Source organism: Halpernia frigidisoli (assembly GCF_900113805.1).
Taxonomy (GTDB): Bacteria; Bacteroidota; Bacteroidia; order Flavobacteriales; family Weeksellaceae; genus Halpernia; species Halpernia frigidisoli.
Genome location: NZ_FOQT01000001.1, coordinates 526,760 through 541,543, shown reverse-complemented (window position 1 = coordinate 541,543; position 14,784 = coordinate 526,760). Strand labels below are relative to the sequence as shown.

Here is a 14,784-nt window from a genome sequence, read left to right as displayed (position 1 = left end):
TTAAAATCAATGTTATATCTTCTTTTAAAAGCTTTTCACATCATTTTTATGGTCAGTTATTTTGCGGGACTTTTTTATCTCGTGAGGCTTTTTGTTTACTACAAAGACACAGATTCTTTCCCTGAAGAAAAAAAATTAATCTTGCGCGAGCAGTATCTTTTTATGATGCGAAGATTGTGGAATATCATTACAGTTCCAGCTTTCATAATTATGACAGTTTGCGGAATTACGATGATCATTTTAAATACCGGACTTTTACAAACGCCTTGGTTTCATTTAAAATTGATGTTTTTAGTAGGTTTATTTTTCTACCATTATTGGGCCTGGAAACGCGTTTTAGAAATAAAATCACTTGCAGGAAAAGATCTTTCTATTTCGAATTTAAAACTTCGACAATATAATGAAATAGCGACTTTTCTTCTCTTTTTAATAGTTGTAACTGTTATTTTAAAGGATTACGTTATTCAAAATTGGTGGCAATTAATCTTAGGATTTTTCGTTTTAGTTTTCTTAATAACAATGACCGTAAAATTGGTAAACAAAGCGAAAAGATAGATGATTTTTCCAACAACTGACAACCATCAACTAACAACTAATAATGATTGCAATTTTTAAAAAAGAATTATGGGCGTATTTCGGCAATTGGAGCGCCTGGTTAATTTTGGCGGCTTTCAGTTTGATCGGCACACTTTTTCTTTTTTTCTTTGATAATGATTTTAATTTATTTTTCATTGGTACAGCCAGTTTACAAAGTTATTTTGTTTTAGTTCCCTGGCTTTTAATGTTTATCATTCCCGCTTTGGCGATGAAAACTTTGGCTGAAGAAGAACAAAACAGCACTTTAAGATGGCTATTTTCTCAACCTTTGAAAATCTCAGATATTATTTTAGGTAAATTTTTCTCTGTTTTTTTGGTTGGGATTTTATGTCTTTTGCCTTCGTTAATTTATTTTTACACGGTTTACATTTTAGGCATTCCGGAAGGCAATATCGATTTAGGAATGACTTTCGGCAGTTATTTGGGTTTAATTTTACTCATTGCCAGCTTTTCCGCCCTCGGAATTTTAGCAAGTTCCTGGTCAAAAAACCAGATCATGGCTTATTTATCTGGCGTTTTCTTATGTTTCATTTTATACTTTGGAATCCAACAATTAGCCTCGTATAAATTATTGGGCGGCGCAGATTATTTCCTTCAAAATTTAGGATTTTACCAACATTATATTGGCTTTTCCCGTGGTTTGGTTGATAGCAAAGATTTGGCATATTTTCTTTTGGTGATTGGTTTGAGTTTATATTTGTCTAAATTTTTTGTTGAAAAAAAGAAGTAATATTAGATAAAAAATTGAACTATTCATCCATTTGTCATTCCGTAGGAATCTACACTAAAAAATTTTCCAATGATTGAATTTACAGAAGGTATTTATAATTGTTACGTTTACATTCTTACAAATAAAAATAGAACTGTTTTATATACAGGCGTAACAAATAATTTATATCGAAGACTTGACGAGCATTTCAATAATCAAAATCCTCAAAGTTTTAGTTCAAGATATAACACGAAATATTTAATTTATTATCAAAAATTTGGGTGGATACAATTAGCAATTGAGCGGGAAAAGGAAATTAAAAATTTGTCGCGAGAGAAAAAGTTAAAATTAATTCGTGAAATAAATCCTAATTTAGATTTTTTAAATGATTTATTTAAAAATAACATTACAAATTAATATTTTCTTATTGCAAAAATTTCACAGTTTAGATTCCTACGGAATGACAAAAACACTTTAAAAAATTGGAAAAAAAACCCATTTTTAAATATGAACAAAAAAAAAATCATCTATATATTTTTAGCCTTAATTTTAATTTCAGGCATTTTTGGCGTTTATAAATTCCGCCTAGATTTAACCAAAGAAAAAAGATACACACTTTCAGATTCTACCATAAAGGTTTTGAATTCCGTGAAAAAGCCAATGACAATTGATGTTTATTTAGATGGCGATTTTCCTGCAAATTTTAAACAACTTCAAAATGAAACGAAATTTTTACTGGAAGAATTTCAAAAAGTAAATCCGAAAATTGATTTTAAATTTATTGATCCTATAAAAACAAAAATGTCGCCCGATACTTTGTCTGCCATGGGAATGCAACCTTCACAACTTTCTGACAACAGAAACGGAAAAATTACGCAAGTCACAATTTATCCGTACGCCACTTTAAAATACAATACTTTCGGCAGTTCCCTTCCTCTAATTATAAGCCAACAAGGAATTGACCCGCAAGATCAACTCAACAGATCGATAGAAAATTTAGAATATAATTTCGCTTCCAATATTAAAAAAATGACGGAAGAACAGAAAAAAAACATTGGATTTTTAGTCAATCAGGCTGAATTAAGTCCGGACCATTTTCAGGGATTTTTGAATATGGCGCTTGAAAATTATAACGTCGGACCGATAATTCCCGCAAATAAAACTGAACTTTCATTAGACGATGTTCCGAAATTAAGTCAAATGAATGCTTTGGTGATCGCAAAACCGCGCAAAGCATTTACCGATAATGAAAAAGTAATTCTCGATCAATACATCATGCACGGCGGAAAAACTTTGTGGATGATGGACGCTGTAAACGCAGAAATGGACACGCTTTACACCGCAAAAAAAATCATGGCGTATCCTTCAGATTTAAACATGACGGATTTCTTTTTTAATTATGGTTTACGCATAAATCCCGCGTTGGTAAAAGATTTAAAGAAATCTGCGTTGATAAGAATCGTTTCTGGTCAGGTTGAAGGAAATCCGCAATTCACAAGTTTTCTTTGGCCTTATTTTCCTTTGGGAATTGCTGAAAATAATAATCTAATCACCAAAAATATCAATCCCGTAAAGTTTGAATTCCCCACTTCAATCGATACTTTGGGGCGAAAAAATATTAAAACCAACGTTCTATTTGAAAGCAGCGACAGAACTTTATTGAAATCTGTTCCGAATTATGTGTCGCTTTCAGAAATCGTAAAAGCAGATTCTTTAAGCCAAGATGAGAAATTAACTTCGCCGAAAATTTATGCTGTTAGTTTAGAAGGAAAATTCAAATCTGCTTATGCCAACAGAATTGAAAAATCTTCTTATCCCAATTTTAAGGCAGAAAGTTCTGACAATAAAATGATCGTAATTGCTGATGGCGACCTGGGAAAGAACGAAGTCTGGAAAGGAAAACCTTTGCCTTTAGGCGAAGATATGCTTACAAAACAAACGTATGGAAATGCGCAATTTTTGCAAAATTCCTTAGATTTTCTTTTAGATGATTCTAATTTAATGACGTTGCGCAACCGAAATATTGAAGCCAGATTACTCGACAGAGAAAGAATTGAAGATGAAAAAACGTATTGGCAATGGTTTAATTTGCTTTTACCTTTAAGTATTTTAGCACTTCTTGGCGGACTTTTTTATTGGTTGAGGAAAAATAAATTTTCTTAATTAAAATCTGACGTCATTGCGAGGAACGAAACAATCTGTTGATTTTTTATGCCATGAATACACAAATTACAAAAACAGTTTTGTCATTCCGTAGAAATCTCCGCCGTGAAAATACATTGCTCAGATTCCTACGGAATGACAAAATAACTTTCAAACATCCTTAATATAATCTTCATATTCAAAAAACAAGGTTTCCATTTTTTGCATATTTTCAACAAAAAATTCAAAAATATCGCGCCAGGAATTTTTATTAAATAAACTGACGTCTAATTTTTCTACCCAAATTTTACTGATTATTTTTCCTTTTTCTAAAGTGAAATTTTCATCAAAAATAAGTTCGGGAATTTCTTCCAGCCAAAGATTTTCCAGACTTTGTATTTTTTCAAAATAAGCATTTCTGTAAACTTCGTAGTTCATTTCTATATTTAGCGAGACTTCTGCTTTTTTATTATCAGCATAAAATTTAAAAGAAAAATCTTTAATTTTGGTATCATACAAAAGCCATTTTCGTGGAAAAGATTTCCCGAAAGCAGTCCAGAATTCTTTTTTGAGATTTGCGGCTTCTTCTTTTGAAAACATTAATTTTAATTTTGAAAGTTGAAATTTAATTAAAAATATTAAGTTTGTAAAATGTTATCAAAGAAATCACAATACGCATTCCGCGCTTTATCTTATTTGGTCGGTAAACGAAATGAAGGTCCGGTTTTGATTTCAGAAATTTCAAAACAACGAAATATTCCCTTAAAATTTTTAGAAAATATATTACTTCAGTTAAAAAAATCTGAAATTTTAGACAGTAAAAAAGGAAAAGGCGGTGGTTATTTTTTTAAGATAAATCCAAAAGATGTGACGCTTGCAAAAATAATTCGTCTGGTAAATGGTCCGATTGCACTTTTGCCTTGTGTAAGTCTTAATTTCTATAAAAAATGTGAGAATTGCAGCGAAGATCATTGCAGTTTGCACGATGTTTTAATAGAAGTGCGCGATGCTTCTCTGCGTATTCTGGAAACTAAAACCCTACTCGATTTAGCCGATTGATAAATATATAGTAGTCCACCAATTTGGTAGGTTAACAAAATTATCGGAAGTTTGCATTCTATATTTATTTAAATAAAAAATGCTTTCAACGCCTGAAATTGACTTACTTGAAAACTCGACTTTAGAAAATGCTTTAAAAATAATCGCTGAAAAATTTGGTGATTCTGCGCTATTTTCTTCGTCTCTTGGTCAGGAAGATCAAGTCATTACTGATGTTATTTTTAAAAATAATTTGCCGATAAAAGTTTTTACTTTAGATACGGGAAGATTATTTTACGAACATTACGAATTACTTTCCGGTAATAATTCAAAATATAAAATCAAAACTGAAGTTTACTTTCCCGACTCAAAAGACGTTGAAAAATATGTGAATGAGAAAGGAATAAATGCTTTTTATCATTCTGTGGAAAACCGAAAAGAATGCTGTTTTATAAGAAAAGTAAAACCTTTAAACCGTGCTTTGGAAGGTGCGAAAATATGGATCACTGGTTTGAGAAGCGAGCAATCTGAAAACCGGGAAAATATGAAAATGATAGAATTTGATGAAGAACGACAACTTTATAAATTCAATCCTTTAATTAACTGGTCATACGAAGATGTTTTAAAATACATTGAACTTCACAAAATTCAGGAATTGACATTACATAATAAAGGCTTTATCAGCGTTGGTTGTGCGCCTTGCACACGAGCAATTGAGCCAGGAGAAAATCCTCGCGCCGGACGTTGGTTTTGGGAAACCTCTCAAAAAGAATGTGGTTTACATTCTCATTAAACCTCTTTAATTCAAAAAATCGAAAATTAGAAAATGAGTTATCAGTTAGATTATCTAGAGCAACTTGAGGCAGAAAGCATTTATATGATGCGGGAAATTGCGGCACAGTTTGAGAAGCCAGCTTTGCTTTTCAGTGGCGGAAAAGATTCTATTTTAATGGTTCATTTAGCGATGAAAGCCTTTGCTCCTATGAAAATTCCGTTTCCTTTGGTTCATATTGATACTGGTCATAATTTTATTGAAGCTTTGAATTACCGCGATCATTTAGCCAAAAAAATTGGCGCAGAATTGATTGTTCGTTACGTTGAAGATACGATTAAAGCAAAAAAATTAACGGAGCCAAAGGGCAAATTTGCTTCCAGAAACTGGCTTCAAACGCACACACTTTTGGATACGATTGAAGAATTTAAATTTGATGCCTGCATCGGCGGCGCTCGTCGCGATGAGGAAAAAGCACGTGCAAAAGAACGTTTTTTCTCTGTTCGAGATGAGTTTGGACAATGGGATCCGAAATTACAAAGACCGGAATTGTGGAATATTTACAACGGCAGAATTCATAAAGGTGAAAATGTGCGTGTTTTCCCCATTTCAAACTGGACGGAACTTGATGTCTGGAATTACATTAGAAAAGAAAAAATTGAATTGCCTTCCATTTATTTTTCACATTTCAGAGATGTGATTGAGCATGAAGGACAATTAATTGCCGCGTCGGATTTTATCACAATTGATGAAAATGACACCATTTTAAATAAAAAAGTGCGCTACAGAACTGTTGGTGACATGACTTGTACTGCCGCAATTGAATCTGATGCATCAAGTTTGGATGATGTCATTAATGAAATTACTGCTTCCAGAATTTCTGAACGGGGCGAAACCAGAATTGACGACCGAGTGACCGAAGCAGCAATGGAAGACCGTAAAAAAGGCGGGTACTTTTAACATAATTAATTGGTAATAAGTAATATGCAATTCTAAATTGCGTAAAAGTTACTTATTAAAGATTATTCATTACTCATATAAAAACATGGATATTTTAAGATTTATAACCGCAGGAAGCGTTGATGACGGAAAAAGCACTTTGATCGGAAGATTGCTTTACGATAGTAAAAGTATTTTGGTTGATCAACTTGAAGCGCTGGAAAAGCAGTCAAAAAACAAAAATTCTGATGGAATTGATCTGGCAATAATAACCGATGGTTTGCGTGCAGAACGTGAACAGGGAATTACAATTGATGTTGCTTACCGATATTTTGCCACGAAAAAAAGAAAATTTATTATCGCAGATGCACCAGGACACGTGCAATACACGCGAAATATGATCACAGGTGCGTCAAATTCTCAATTGATCATTATTTTAATTGACGCTAGACAAGGCGTGATCGAGCAAACAAGACGTCATTCGATAATTGCCTCACTTTTAAAAATAAAACATGTTGTAGTTGCTGTTAATAAAATGGATTTGGTAGATTATTCGGAAGAAGTTTACCAAGAAATTAAAACAAACTACGAAAAAGTTGCAGAAACATTAGGCTTAAAAAATGTGGACTACTTCCCTATTTCAGCGTTTCATGGCGATAATATTGTAGGAAAATCTGAAAATATGAATTGGTTTCAAGGCGAACCACTTTTAGAATTTTTAGAAAATTTAGAAATTAGTGACGACGTAAATCTAACTGATGCGCGTTTTCAAGTGCAGTATGTAATTCGTCCACAAACTGAAGAACTGCATGATTACAGAGGTTATGCGGGACAAATTATTTCTGGTGTTTATAAAAAAGGAGATAAAATAACCATTCTTCCAGAAAATATTGAAACGACGATTTCAAAATTAGAAACGGGTGGAAAAGAAGTGGAAGAAGTTTTTGCCAATCAACCTGCAGTTATTCAGATTGAAGATAATATTGATATTTCGCGTGGTGATTTTTTTGTAAAATCTGAAAATTTACCAAGTGTTGAAAATGAATTTGAAGCCTTAATTTGCTGGCTTGACAAAAGAGAACTGGCGGAAGGAAATAAATATTTCATTCAACACAAAAGCCGATTGGTAAAGGCAATTGTAAAAGAAATTGAATATAAAATCGACGTTAATACTTTAGAGCAGATTCCTGCAAATGAAAATATAAAACTGAATGAAATAGTAAAAGTTCGATTAAAAACGGCTTCACCATTGGTTTTTGATTCTTATGAAAAAAATAATGCAACGGGAAGTGCGATTTTAATAGATGAAACGAGCAACGCTACTGTTGGAGCATGCATGATTTTATAGTTAAAAATGAAATCTAAAAACTCGCTTTTTCCCATTTATTTAAATTCAGAAAATCTGAATATTTTAATTATTGGAGGCGATAAAAATGATTTAAATTTTTTAAATTTTTTAATTAAAAACTATTCAACTTTTCACATAAAAATTGTTTTTCCAAAAATAGATCAGGAGATAAAATCTCTTGCAGAAGTCCATAATTTTATTTCGATTTTTGAAAAAGAGGTTGATGAAAGTGATTTTAAAAATCAAAAATTAATTTTTGTTACAGAGTCAGAAAAAACTCAATTTCATTATTTTAAAATCTGGTCGAAAGAGAATTTTGGTTTAATACATTTTATAAATTCTGAAGAAAAAAGTGATTTTGAAACAGAATTTTCTAATAAAAATTTTGATAAAAATACTTCCCGAAAAGTAAGTTTAGTTGATCCGTACAAAGAGATTGAAAATACCGCGAAAATTGTAAAAAGAGCCAAACTAAAAGCCAATTTATATTTGGGGATTATTGGTGTTTTGGTATTTTTCGGTTTATTTTTTCTGACGCTTCAGGAATTTAATCTCTTTCCTGATGTAAAATTATTTTTCGCACAAGAAAATCACATTTTTCTTTGGATGGTTTTGGTCGGTTTTTTGGCGGAAATGATCGCAGGATCTATGGGAATGGGTTACGGCGTTATTTGCACAACTATTCTTTTATTGCTAAATATACCGCCACCAATTGTTAGTGCAAGTATTCATTCCGCTGAAAGTTTTACGACGGCAGCTGGAAGTATCAGTCATTTTAAGCTTAAGAATGTCAATTTAAAACTTGTTTTTGCATTAGCGCCTTTCGCCATTATCGGCGCCATTATCGGTGCAGTTTCGCTGTCTTACTTTGGGGAACATTATGCAAAAATTTTAAAGCCGATCATTTCCGTTTACACTTTATATTTGGGCGCCAATATTTTACGTAAAACTTTGGCTAAAAAATCCCTGATAAAAAGTACCAGAAAAAGAAGTAATTTAAAAGTGCTCGGAATTGTCGGCGGATTTATAGATTCCTTTGCCGGCGGAGGTTGGGGTCCTTTGGTAACGGGTTCTTTGATAAAAGATGGTAGAACGCCGCGTTATGTTGTGGGAAGTTCCACGGTTGCAAAATTTTTACTGACCATTACAAGTGCAGTAACATTTATTTTCACCATCGGAATTCACCATTGGAATATTATTCTTGGACTTTTATTGGGAGGCGTTGTCACAGCGCCATTTTCAGCGATGTTGACTTCAAGACTTCCCGTGCGGAAAATGTCAATTGCAATTAGTATTTTGGTGATTGTGATGAGTTTGGTTAATATTTTTAAGATATTATTTTAAAGTATATTTTTTAATTTTTTTTGAGATTGGTAACTTCTTCTTTTGAAAACATGTATTTAGGTTGTAGTGATCAGTTGTCAGTTGTCAGTTGTCAGTTAAAAATATTATCGTAAAAATTAGATTTTAGGTTTCGTTCGATGGCGCAAGCGTCACGCTTGTGTCCGTAATTATTTTTTTTTTTGATACGAGCGTGACGCTCGCACCAGCGAGTAAGTTTGGTTAGTATTTTTAAGATTTAATTAATAATAAAATTAAAAATTCAAATTTTACTATTAAATACATTCAAGAACTGGATAATATTCAGAATATATAATTCCCAAGCCATTGTCAAAATTCCCGTTAATTATTATAAAATTAAAGCCTTTTTTTAATTTCAAATTTATCGTTCCTTTCTTGTCAGAGTAAATTTTTATATTTGATTTTTTTAAAATTCTAATTTGAAGATATCCACATCGATAATCATTAAATAAATATTCCTTTTTATTTATCGATATTTTATCATTCACGAAAGCAGCATAATTAAATAAAAGTAGAATTTCATTCTTTTTCCTTTGTAATTTTTGTGGTACTTCTTTTAAATATGAAATATATCCTAAACTATCTGATTTTGTAGATTGATTATTATATTGGTAATAAAGTGATGCACTCTTTTGCGCATTACAATTTAAAAATATAAAACTTATCAATAATGTTATAATAATCTTTTTCAATCTTTTATTGTTTTAATTTTATTACATTAAAAACTATCTTTTATCTATTCTCGCGTGAGGGCGAAGGTGGAACTCCCCGCCGCGGCGGGAGTGGGAACCGTAGACCGACCTCGTTATTTTTTCGGCGCGGCGAAGCCGCGCAGGAAAAATGACGAGGGCACGCCCAAATAATTATAATTTTAAATCACTTGCAATTCCTTCCCAACTTTTGTAAAACCCGCAATCGCTTTATCCAACTGTTCTTTGGTGTGCGCCGCAGAAAGTTGAACCCGAATTCTGGCTTTTCCTTTTGCCACAACCGGGAAGAAAAAACCAATCACATAAATACCTTCATCCATTAATTTTTCTGCCATTTTCTGCGCCAAAGGTGCGTCATAAAGCATCACAGGAACAATCGCTGCATCGCCATCCGGAATATCAAAACCTTTGGCTTTCATTTCTTTTCGGAAATATTCTGCATTTTCCATAACTTTATCACGAAGCGAAGTATCATTAGAGATCATTTCCAAGACTTTTATAGAAGCGCCAACAATTCCCGGTGCCAAAGAATTTGAAAATAAATAAGGACGAGAACGCTGACGAAGCATGTCAATAATTTCTTTTTTACCGGACGTAAATCCGCCCATTGCGCCACCCAAAGCCTTGCCTAAAGTGGAAGTGATAATATCAACTCTTCCCATCACGTTATTGGCTTCATGCGTTCCGCGACCGGTTTTACCGATAAATCCTGTGGCGTGACAATCATCAACCATTACCAAAGCGCCGTATTTATCGGCAAGATCACAAATTCCGGCTAAATTGGCGACAATTCCGTCCATTGAAAAAACGCCGTCGGTTACTATAATTGTAAAACGGTGGTTTTTCTTAGAAGCCTCAATTAATTGTGCTTCAAGATCTTCCATATTATTATTTTCATACCGGTATCGTGCTGCTTTACAAAGTCTTACACCATCAATAATGGACGCGTGATTTAATGCATCTGAAATAATACAATCCTGATCGGTAAAAAGTGGTTCAAAAACACCGCCATTTGCGTCAAAACAAGCGGCGTATAAAATGGTTTCTTCCATTCCTAAAAATTCTGAAATTCTACTTTCCAGAGTTTTGTGAATGTCTTGTGTTCCGCAAATAAAACGAACGGATGACAAACCAAATCCGTGAGAATCCATCATTTCCTGCGACGCTTTCACAACTTCTGCATTGTTAGATAATCCCAAATAATTATTGGCGCAAAAGTTCAATAATTCTTTTCCGTTTGCGGTTATTTCTGCTGATTGTGAGGAAGTTATAATGCGTTCTTTTTTATATAAACCGTCTGCTTCGATAGTTTGAAGTTCGGATTGTAGGTTTTCAAGAAATTTTTGAGATATCATGTTTTTAAATTTTAGATTTTACATTTTTGATTATAATTTTAAATATAATCTTGATTGCGAATTTACAAAAATTGAAGTTTATTTTTGATGAAATTAATCAAAATGAAAATTAAGAAAAAACTTTGTCTAAGTTAATCGCTAAAAAGCTTTAAACTTTGACAAAGTTGATTTAGAGAAAAATTTATTTAAAAATTACTATTCTTTAATAAATTTAAAAGTCTGTCCTATAATTTTTATTAGATAAAATCCTTTTGAAAGTTTTGAAACATCAATATTGGAATTTGGAATATAATTACCGGATTTTATTTTTCGGCCATCAATGCCGTAAATTTCAAATGCTGTAGAATCCTTTAAACCAGAAATATTCAGGCTATTTTTCACCGGATTTGGGTAGATCTGAATTTTTGAACTGCTTAAAATTTCATTGGTTGCTAAGGCTTTATTTTCTGCTACAGTCGAGTTTTTTTCAATAAGTTGCAGGTCATAGTTGAATTCAACTTTTGCTACTGGAAATGATACATCTTTCGTAAATAACTGATTGTTTGTATCATTATCTAAAGCTAAAAAAGCTGTCTCACCCGAGGTTCCCGTCACTTTTATTGGTAATGGCATTTTAAAATAAGGAACTGAAGCGTTACTTTGGGACTGAGAAACTTTAAAAGTTATCTTTTGATTAACAGTATTTTGTCCATACTGAATTGAGTAATTTGGATAACCTTGTCCGTAAATCCATTCATTAAAAAATTCAGTAAAATCTTTACCTGTTGACTGTAAAAATGAATTTTTTAAATCAACGGTTTTGGCGTAATTGTAAGCCAGATTCGGACGAGAATTATAATCTCTTATTGCCTGATAAAACTGGTCGTCTCCCAAAATCCATTTTAACATTCTTAAAACATAGCCACCTTTTGCATAAGATAAACGGCTGTCAAAAATTACATTTTGATTGCTTAAATTAGCGTCATCAACATAAACACTTCCACTTGGTAGAAATGTAATGAGGTTTAATTGTCCTTGCAGATATGTTTTAAAATCAGTGGTATTACTTAACAATTTTTCCCGGGTAACATGTTCTCCAAAAGTGGCAAAACCTTCATTCAGCCAGATGTCATTCCAGGCGCCACAAGTTATTTTATCCCCGAACCATTGGTGAGCAAGTTCGTGCGCTATTAAAGTTTGTCCCCAACCTCCCATTGAGGTCATTGTAGCGTGTTCCATGCCGCCACCCCAGCCAAATTCCATGTGACCGTACTTTTCATCACGATACGGATATAAACCAAAATATTGCTCATAAACCGCCATGATTTGCTTAGTAAAAGCAATATTGTTCATTGAAGTTGTATTCGCAGCAGTTGATGGATAAACGTAATTTACAAATGGAAAAGCGGGCGAACCCATCGTATCATTAAATTTTGTGTAATTGGTGACGCCAATTGCAATTAAGTATGCAGGAATTGCATATTTCGTCTGCCAAAAAGTTGTTTTAAAAGCCCCGGAAATTGTTTCTGAAATTAATTTTCCATTGGAAGCCACATTGTATTGCGAAGGTGCAGTCACGATCATTTGAATTTTTTCAATTTTATCATTCATGCTTTGCTTTGTTGGAAACCATTCCTGAGCGCCGTATGGTTCAGAAAGAGTATATAAAACCGGAGTATTGGACTGTTTGGAAGTGGTAAAAGCACCGGTTGAAAGATCCGGAACGCCTGAATAAGTTACAGAAAGAGAGTCTAAGGAATTTGCGGGTAAAGCGTTCGCAAAATCAATCTTTAATTCCTTCGTCGAAAGTTGCGTAAATGAAAGATTATTTCCGTGAAATAATACCTGAGATACTGTTAAAGTTGTAGCAAGATCAAAATAAATAGAAGACATATTTTGGTTGGGAACAAATTGGGAAGTTACAGTTCCAGTCACTTTTTGAACCGCAGGATCAACCTGTAGTTCGATTCTTTGAGATTTTAGATCGTAATTTAAAGTATTTGGATTTACATTGAAGGCGATCATTTTCGCAAAGTTATTCTTCTCTGTATTCAGCAATGATTTTCTTTCTGCTTCTTCACTAATGTTTTGACCCTTTAAATAAAAGCCAAAAACACTAATTAATATCAATAAATATATTTTTTTCATTTTATTTAAAATTTAGGTTTAAAGGTAAAAAAACCTTCTGATAATTCAATCAAAAGGTTTAAATATTATAAAATTAATAATTTAGAGATCTAATGTTGGCGCTAACAGTTCTTCCATTTTTTGCTTCACCTGATTTACCGAACCCGCGTAGTTATTAACTAAAAGAGAAAATGTAAGCGTTCTTCCGCTCTTTGTTTTGATAAAACCTGCCAAAGCTTTTACCTTATTTAAAGTGCCTGTTTTTGCGAAGATCTGGCCGTTTGCATCGCTGTTCAAAAACATATGTTTCAATGTTCCTGATTGACCTGCGACTGGTAAAGAATCGAAATAATCTTTAAAATATTCCTCTTTCATTCGGCTCGCCAAAAATTTTGCCTGCGCAATAGGCATTACCGTATTGCTGTGGGAAAGGCCGCTTCCATCTATGTAATTGAAACCATTTAAGTCAAAACCAATGGCTTTTAAATGATCAACAACCGCCTCTTTTCCAGAAGTCACTGTTTGGTCACCGTATTTTTGAAATCCGACCATTCTCATAATTGCCTCCGCTAAACCATTGTCACTGTGTTGGTTGGTATAAAAAATTATTTCTTCCAGAGTTGGAGATTCATAAGTATAAAGTACTTTTCTATTCTCCGCTTTTGGCTGCGTTTTAAGATTAATAACAGTTCCTGAAACTGAAACTTTACTTTTTATCAACGAATTTCGCAAAAGTGTAGCCAGATAAGATGGCGCTTCCGGCAAAGCTGTACTTAGAAAGTTTTTGCCATCAAACGTATTTGCAAAAACCATTTTGTGCGCATAAGGAGACACATAAAAATACCTTTCATTTTCTGAAAATGGATTTTTCGCAGGAACAGTTAATTTTTCATTGCGAGGATTGATATCTGTTGTGGTACCAACCGGCAAATAATAATTGCCATCTTCTACCCAAACTATATTTTCGGGCAAAACAGGACTTTTATTAACTTTAAAAATCGCCGTCTGAATAATAATATCTCCTTTTATCTTCTTAATTCCTGCTCCGGCAATTGCTCTTAAGTAATCTGAAGAAATATCCGTGTAAGACGCAGCGCCGGCTTTTCTTGTTCCTAATGAAGGATCACCGCTCCCAACAATGTAAAGATTTCCGTTTAAAACTCCCTCTGCATCTATGTCACCTTTATATTCAAGCTGAGTTTTCCATTTAAATTTTTCGCCAACCAAGTCATAAGCCGTGTCTGTTGTTAACAATTTTGTGGTGGAAGCCGGAACGAGTGCTGAATTTTCATTGTAACCGGTCACTGTTTTCTGAGTAACAGGATCGTAAACAACAAATCCCCAGTTTGCGTTTTTCAACACGGGATCAGATATCATTCTGGAAATTTCGCTGTCGATCTGATCTTTTGCCGCAAAGCTGCGAACAGATTTTGCGTCTTTTGAATCAGCCTGATTTTCATACATCTGCGGGTACTGGCTTGATGCAAAAGTACCTTGGGAAAAAGCGAAAAAGGATATAGAAAAGGCCGAAAGAAGTAGAGATTTTTTTAATCTAAACATATATTATTTTATTTCTAATTCTCTCCGAAAAAAGAATTTGATTAACTAAAGTAGTTCTGGTGTAATTCTAAAAACGAGTAAAAATAGAAAATATTGCTGAAGTTTGACCTTCCAAAACTTATAAATTCTCGGTAAAAAACGTTAAA

At 33.2% G+C, this 14,784-nt stretch carries 14 protein-coding genes; 9 read left to right on the top strand and 5 right to left on the bottom strand.

Translation table 11 applies throughout. The annotated features are described in order from the left end of the window. Positions 1-9 precede the first annotated feature (9 nt). The 4 genes from BM238_RS02585 (at position 10) to gldG (ending at position 3,469) form a co-directional block, all read left to right on the top strand. Positions 10-555: a CopD family protein gene (locus BM238_RS02585; RefSeq protein WP_090078614.1), complete on the top strand. Its 546-nt coding sequence runs from the start codon at positions 10-12 to the stop codon at positions 553-555. A 43-nt stretch (positions 556-598) separates the two neighbouring features. Further along, positions 599-1,327 carry an ABC transporter permease gene (locus tag BM238_RS02580; protein ID WP_090078613.1) on the top strand — a complete coding sequence of 243 codons (729 nt, stop codon included), beginning with the start codon at positions 599-601 and terminating at the stop codon, positions 1,325-1,327. 69 nt (positions 1,328-1,396) lie between these two features. Then, a complete protein-coding gene (locus BM238_RS02575; protein ID WP_090078612.1) occupies positions 1,397-1,723 on the top strand; it encodes a GIY-YIG nuclease family protein in 327 nt (108 codons plus the stop codon). A gap of 90 nt (positions 1,724-1,813) precedes the next feature. Next, positions 1,814-3,469, top strand: a complete 1,656-nt coding sequence (gldG, locus tag BM238_RS02570; protein WP_090078611.1) for a gliding motility-associated ABC transporter substrate-binding protein GldG — start codon at positions 1,814-1,816, stop codon at positions 3,467-3,469. A gap of 150 nt (positions 3,470-3,619) precedes the next feature. Here the strand turns inward: gldG and BM238_RS02565 are convergent, their stop codons facing one another. Then, a complete protein-coding gene (locus tag BM238_RS02565) occupies positions 3,620-4,048 on the bottom strand; it encodes a DUF4268 domain-containing protein (RefSeq protein WP_090078610.1) in 429 nt (142 codons plus the stop codon). 51 nt (positions 4,049-4,099) lie between these two features. Here BM238_RS02565 and BM238_RS02560 point away from each other — a divergent pair, with 51 nt between their 5' ends. From BM238_RS02560 to BM238_RS02540, 5 genes are all read left to right on the top strand, one after another. Further along, a complete protein-coding gene (locus BM238_RS02560) occupies positions 4,100-4,507 on the top strand; it encodes an RrF2 family transcriptional regulator (RefSeq protein ID WP_090078609.1) in 408 nt (135 codons plus the stop codon). Positions 4,508-4,586: 79 nt separating this feature from the next. Continuing rightward, the gene (locus BM238_RS02555; protein ID WP_090078608.1) at positions 4,587-5,279 is read left to right on the top strand and encodes a phosphoadenylyl-sulfate reductase; all 693 of its coding nucleotides are present in this window, start codon (positions 4,587-4,589) and stop codon (positions 5,277-5,279) included. 33 nt (positions 5,280-5,312) lie between these two features. Further along, positions 5,313-6,218 (top strand): sulfate adenylyltransferase subunit CysD, encoded by a 906-nt coding sequence (gene cysD, locus BM238_RS02550; protein ID WP_090078607.1) that lies wholly within the window; start codon positions 5,313-5,315, stop codon positions 6,216-6,218. A gap of 85 nt (positions 6,219-6,303) precedes the next feature. After that, entirely contained in the window at positions 6,304-7,545 is a 1,242-nt protein-coding gene (locus BM238_RS02545; RefSeq protein ID WP_090078606.1) for a sulfate adenylyltransferase subunit 1, read from the top strand. Between the two features lie 6 nt (positions 7,546-7,551). After that, the gene (locus BM238_RS02540) at positions 7,552-8,889 is read left to right on the top strand and encodes a TSUP family transporter (protein WP_090078605.1); all 1,338 of its coding nucleotides are present in this window, start codon (positions 7,552-7,554) and stop codon (positions 8,887-8,889) included. Positions 8,890-9,161: 272 nt separating this feature from the next. Here the strand turns inward: BM238_RS02540 and BM238_RS02535 are convergent, their stop codons facing one another. The 4 genes from BM238_RS02535 to dacB form a co-directional block, all read right to left on the bottom strand. Beyond that, entirely contained in the window at positions 9,162-9,599 is a 438-nt protein-coding gene (locus BM238_RS02535) for a hypothetical protein (protein ID WP_090078604.1), read from the bottom strand. Between the two features lie 179 nt (positions 9,600-9,778). Continuing rightward, on the bottom strand, positions 9,779-10,972 hold the full coding sequence (kbl, locus tag BM238_RS02530) for a glycine C-acetyltransferase (protein WP_090078603.1): 1,194 nt from the start codon (positions 10,970-10,972) through the stop codon (positions 9,779-9,781). A gap of 195 nt (positions 10,973-11,167) precedes the next feature. Beyond that, the gene (locus BM238_RS02525; RefSeq protein WP_090078602.1) at positions 11,168-13,099 is read right to left on the bottom strand and encodes a M1 family metallopeptidase; all 1,932 of its coding nucleotides are present in this window, start codon (positions 13,097-13,099) and stop codon (positions 11,168-11,170) included. A gap of 81 nt (positions 13,100-13,180) precedes the next feature. After that, positions 13,181-14,638 carry a D-alanyl-D-alanine carboxypeptidase/D-alanyl-D-alanine endopeptidase gene (dacB, locus tag BM238_RS02520; protein WP_090078601.1) on the bottom strand — a complete coding sequence of 486 codons (1,458 nt, stop codon included), beginning with the start codon at positions 14,636-14,638 and terminating at the stop codon, positions 13,181-13,183. Between the last annotated feature and the right edge of the window lie 146 nt (positions 14,639-14,784).

What these genes read in the sequence shown, in the direction of transcription:
- BM238_RS02585 (WP_090078614.1), top strand. Translation starts at nt 10, where the DNA reads ATGTTATATCTTCTTTTAAAAGCTTTTCACATCATTTTTATGGTCAGT.
- BM238_RS02580 (WP_090078613.1), top strand. Translation starts at nt 599, where the DNA reads ATGATTGCAATTTTTAAAAAAGAATTATGGGCGTATTTCGGCAATTGG.
- BM238_RS02575 (WP_090078612.1), top strand. Translation starts at nt 1,397, where the DNA reads ATGATTGAATTTACAGAAGGTATTTATAATTGTTACGTTTACATTCTT.
- gldG (WP_090078611.1), top strand. Translation starts at nt 1,814, where the DNA reads ATGAACAAAAAAAAAATCATCTATATATTTTTAGCCTTAATTTTAATT.
- BM238_RS02565 (WP_090078610.1), bottom strand. Translation starts at nt 4,048, where the DNA reads ATGTTTTCAAAAGAAGAAGCCGCAAATCTCAAAAAAGAATTCTGGACT.
- BM238_RS02560 (WP_090078609.1), top strand. Translation starts at nt 4,100, where the DNA reads ATGTTATCAAAGAAATCACAATACGCATTCCGCGCTTTATCTTATTTG.
- BM238_RS02555 (WP_090078608.1), top strand. Translation starts at nt 4,587, where the DNA reads ATGCTTTCAACGCCTGAAATTGACTTACTTGAAAACTCGACTTTAGAA.
- cysD (WP_090078607.1), top strand. Translation starts at nt 5,313, where the DNA reads ATGAGTTATCAGTTAGATTATCTAGAGCAACTTGAGGCAGAAAGCATT.
- BM238_RS02545 (WP_090078606.1), top strand. Translation starts at nt 6,304, where the DNA reads ATGGATATTTTAAGATTTATAACCGCAGGAAGCGTTGATGACGGAAAA.
- BM238_RS02540 (WP_090078605.1), top strand. Translation starts at nt 7,552, where the DNA reads ATGAAATCTAAAAACTCGCTTTTTCCCATTTATTTAAATTCAGAAAAT.
- kbl (WP_090078603.1), bottom strand. Translation starts at nt 10,972, where the DNA reads ATGATATCTCAAAAATTTCTTGAAAACCTACAATCCGAACTTCAAACT.
- BM238_RS02525 (WP_090078602.1), bottom strand. Translation starts at nt 13,099, where the DNA reads ATGAAAAAAATATATTTATTGATATTAATTAGTGTTTTTGGCTTTTAT.
- dacB (WP_090078601.1), bottom strand. Translation starts at nt 14,638, where the DNA reads ATGTTTAGATTAAAAAAATCTCTACTTCTTTCGGCCTTTTCTATATCC.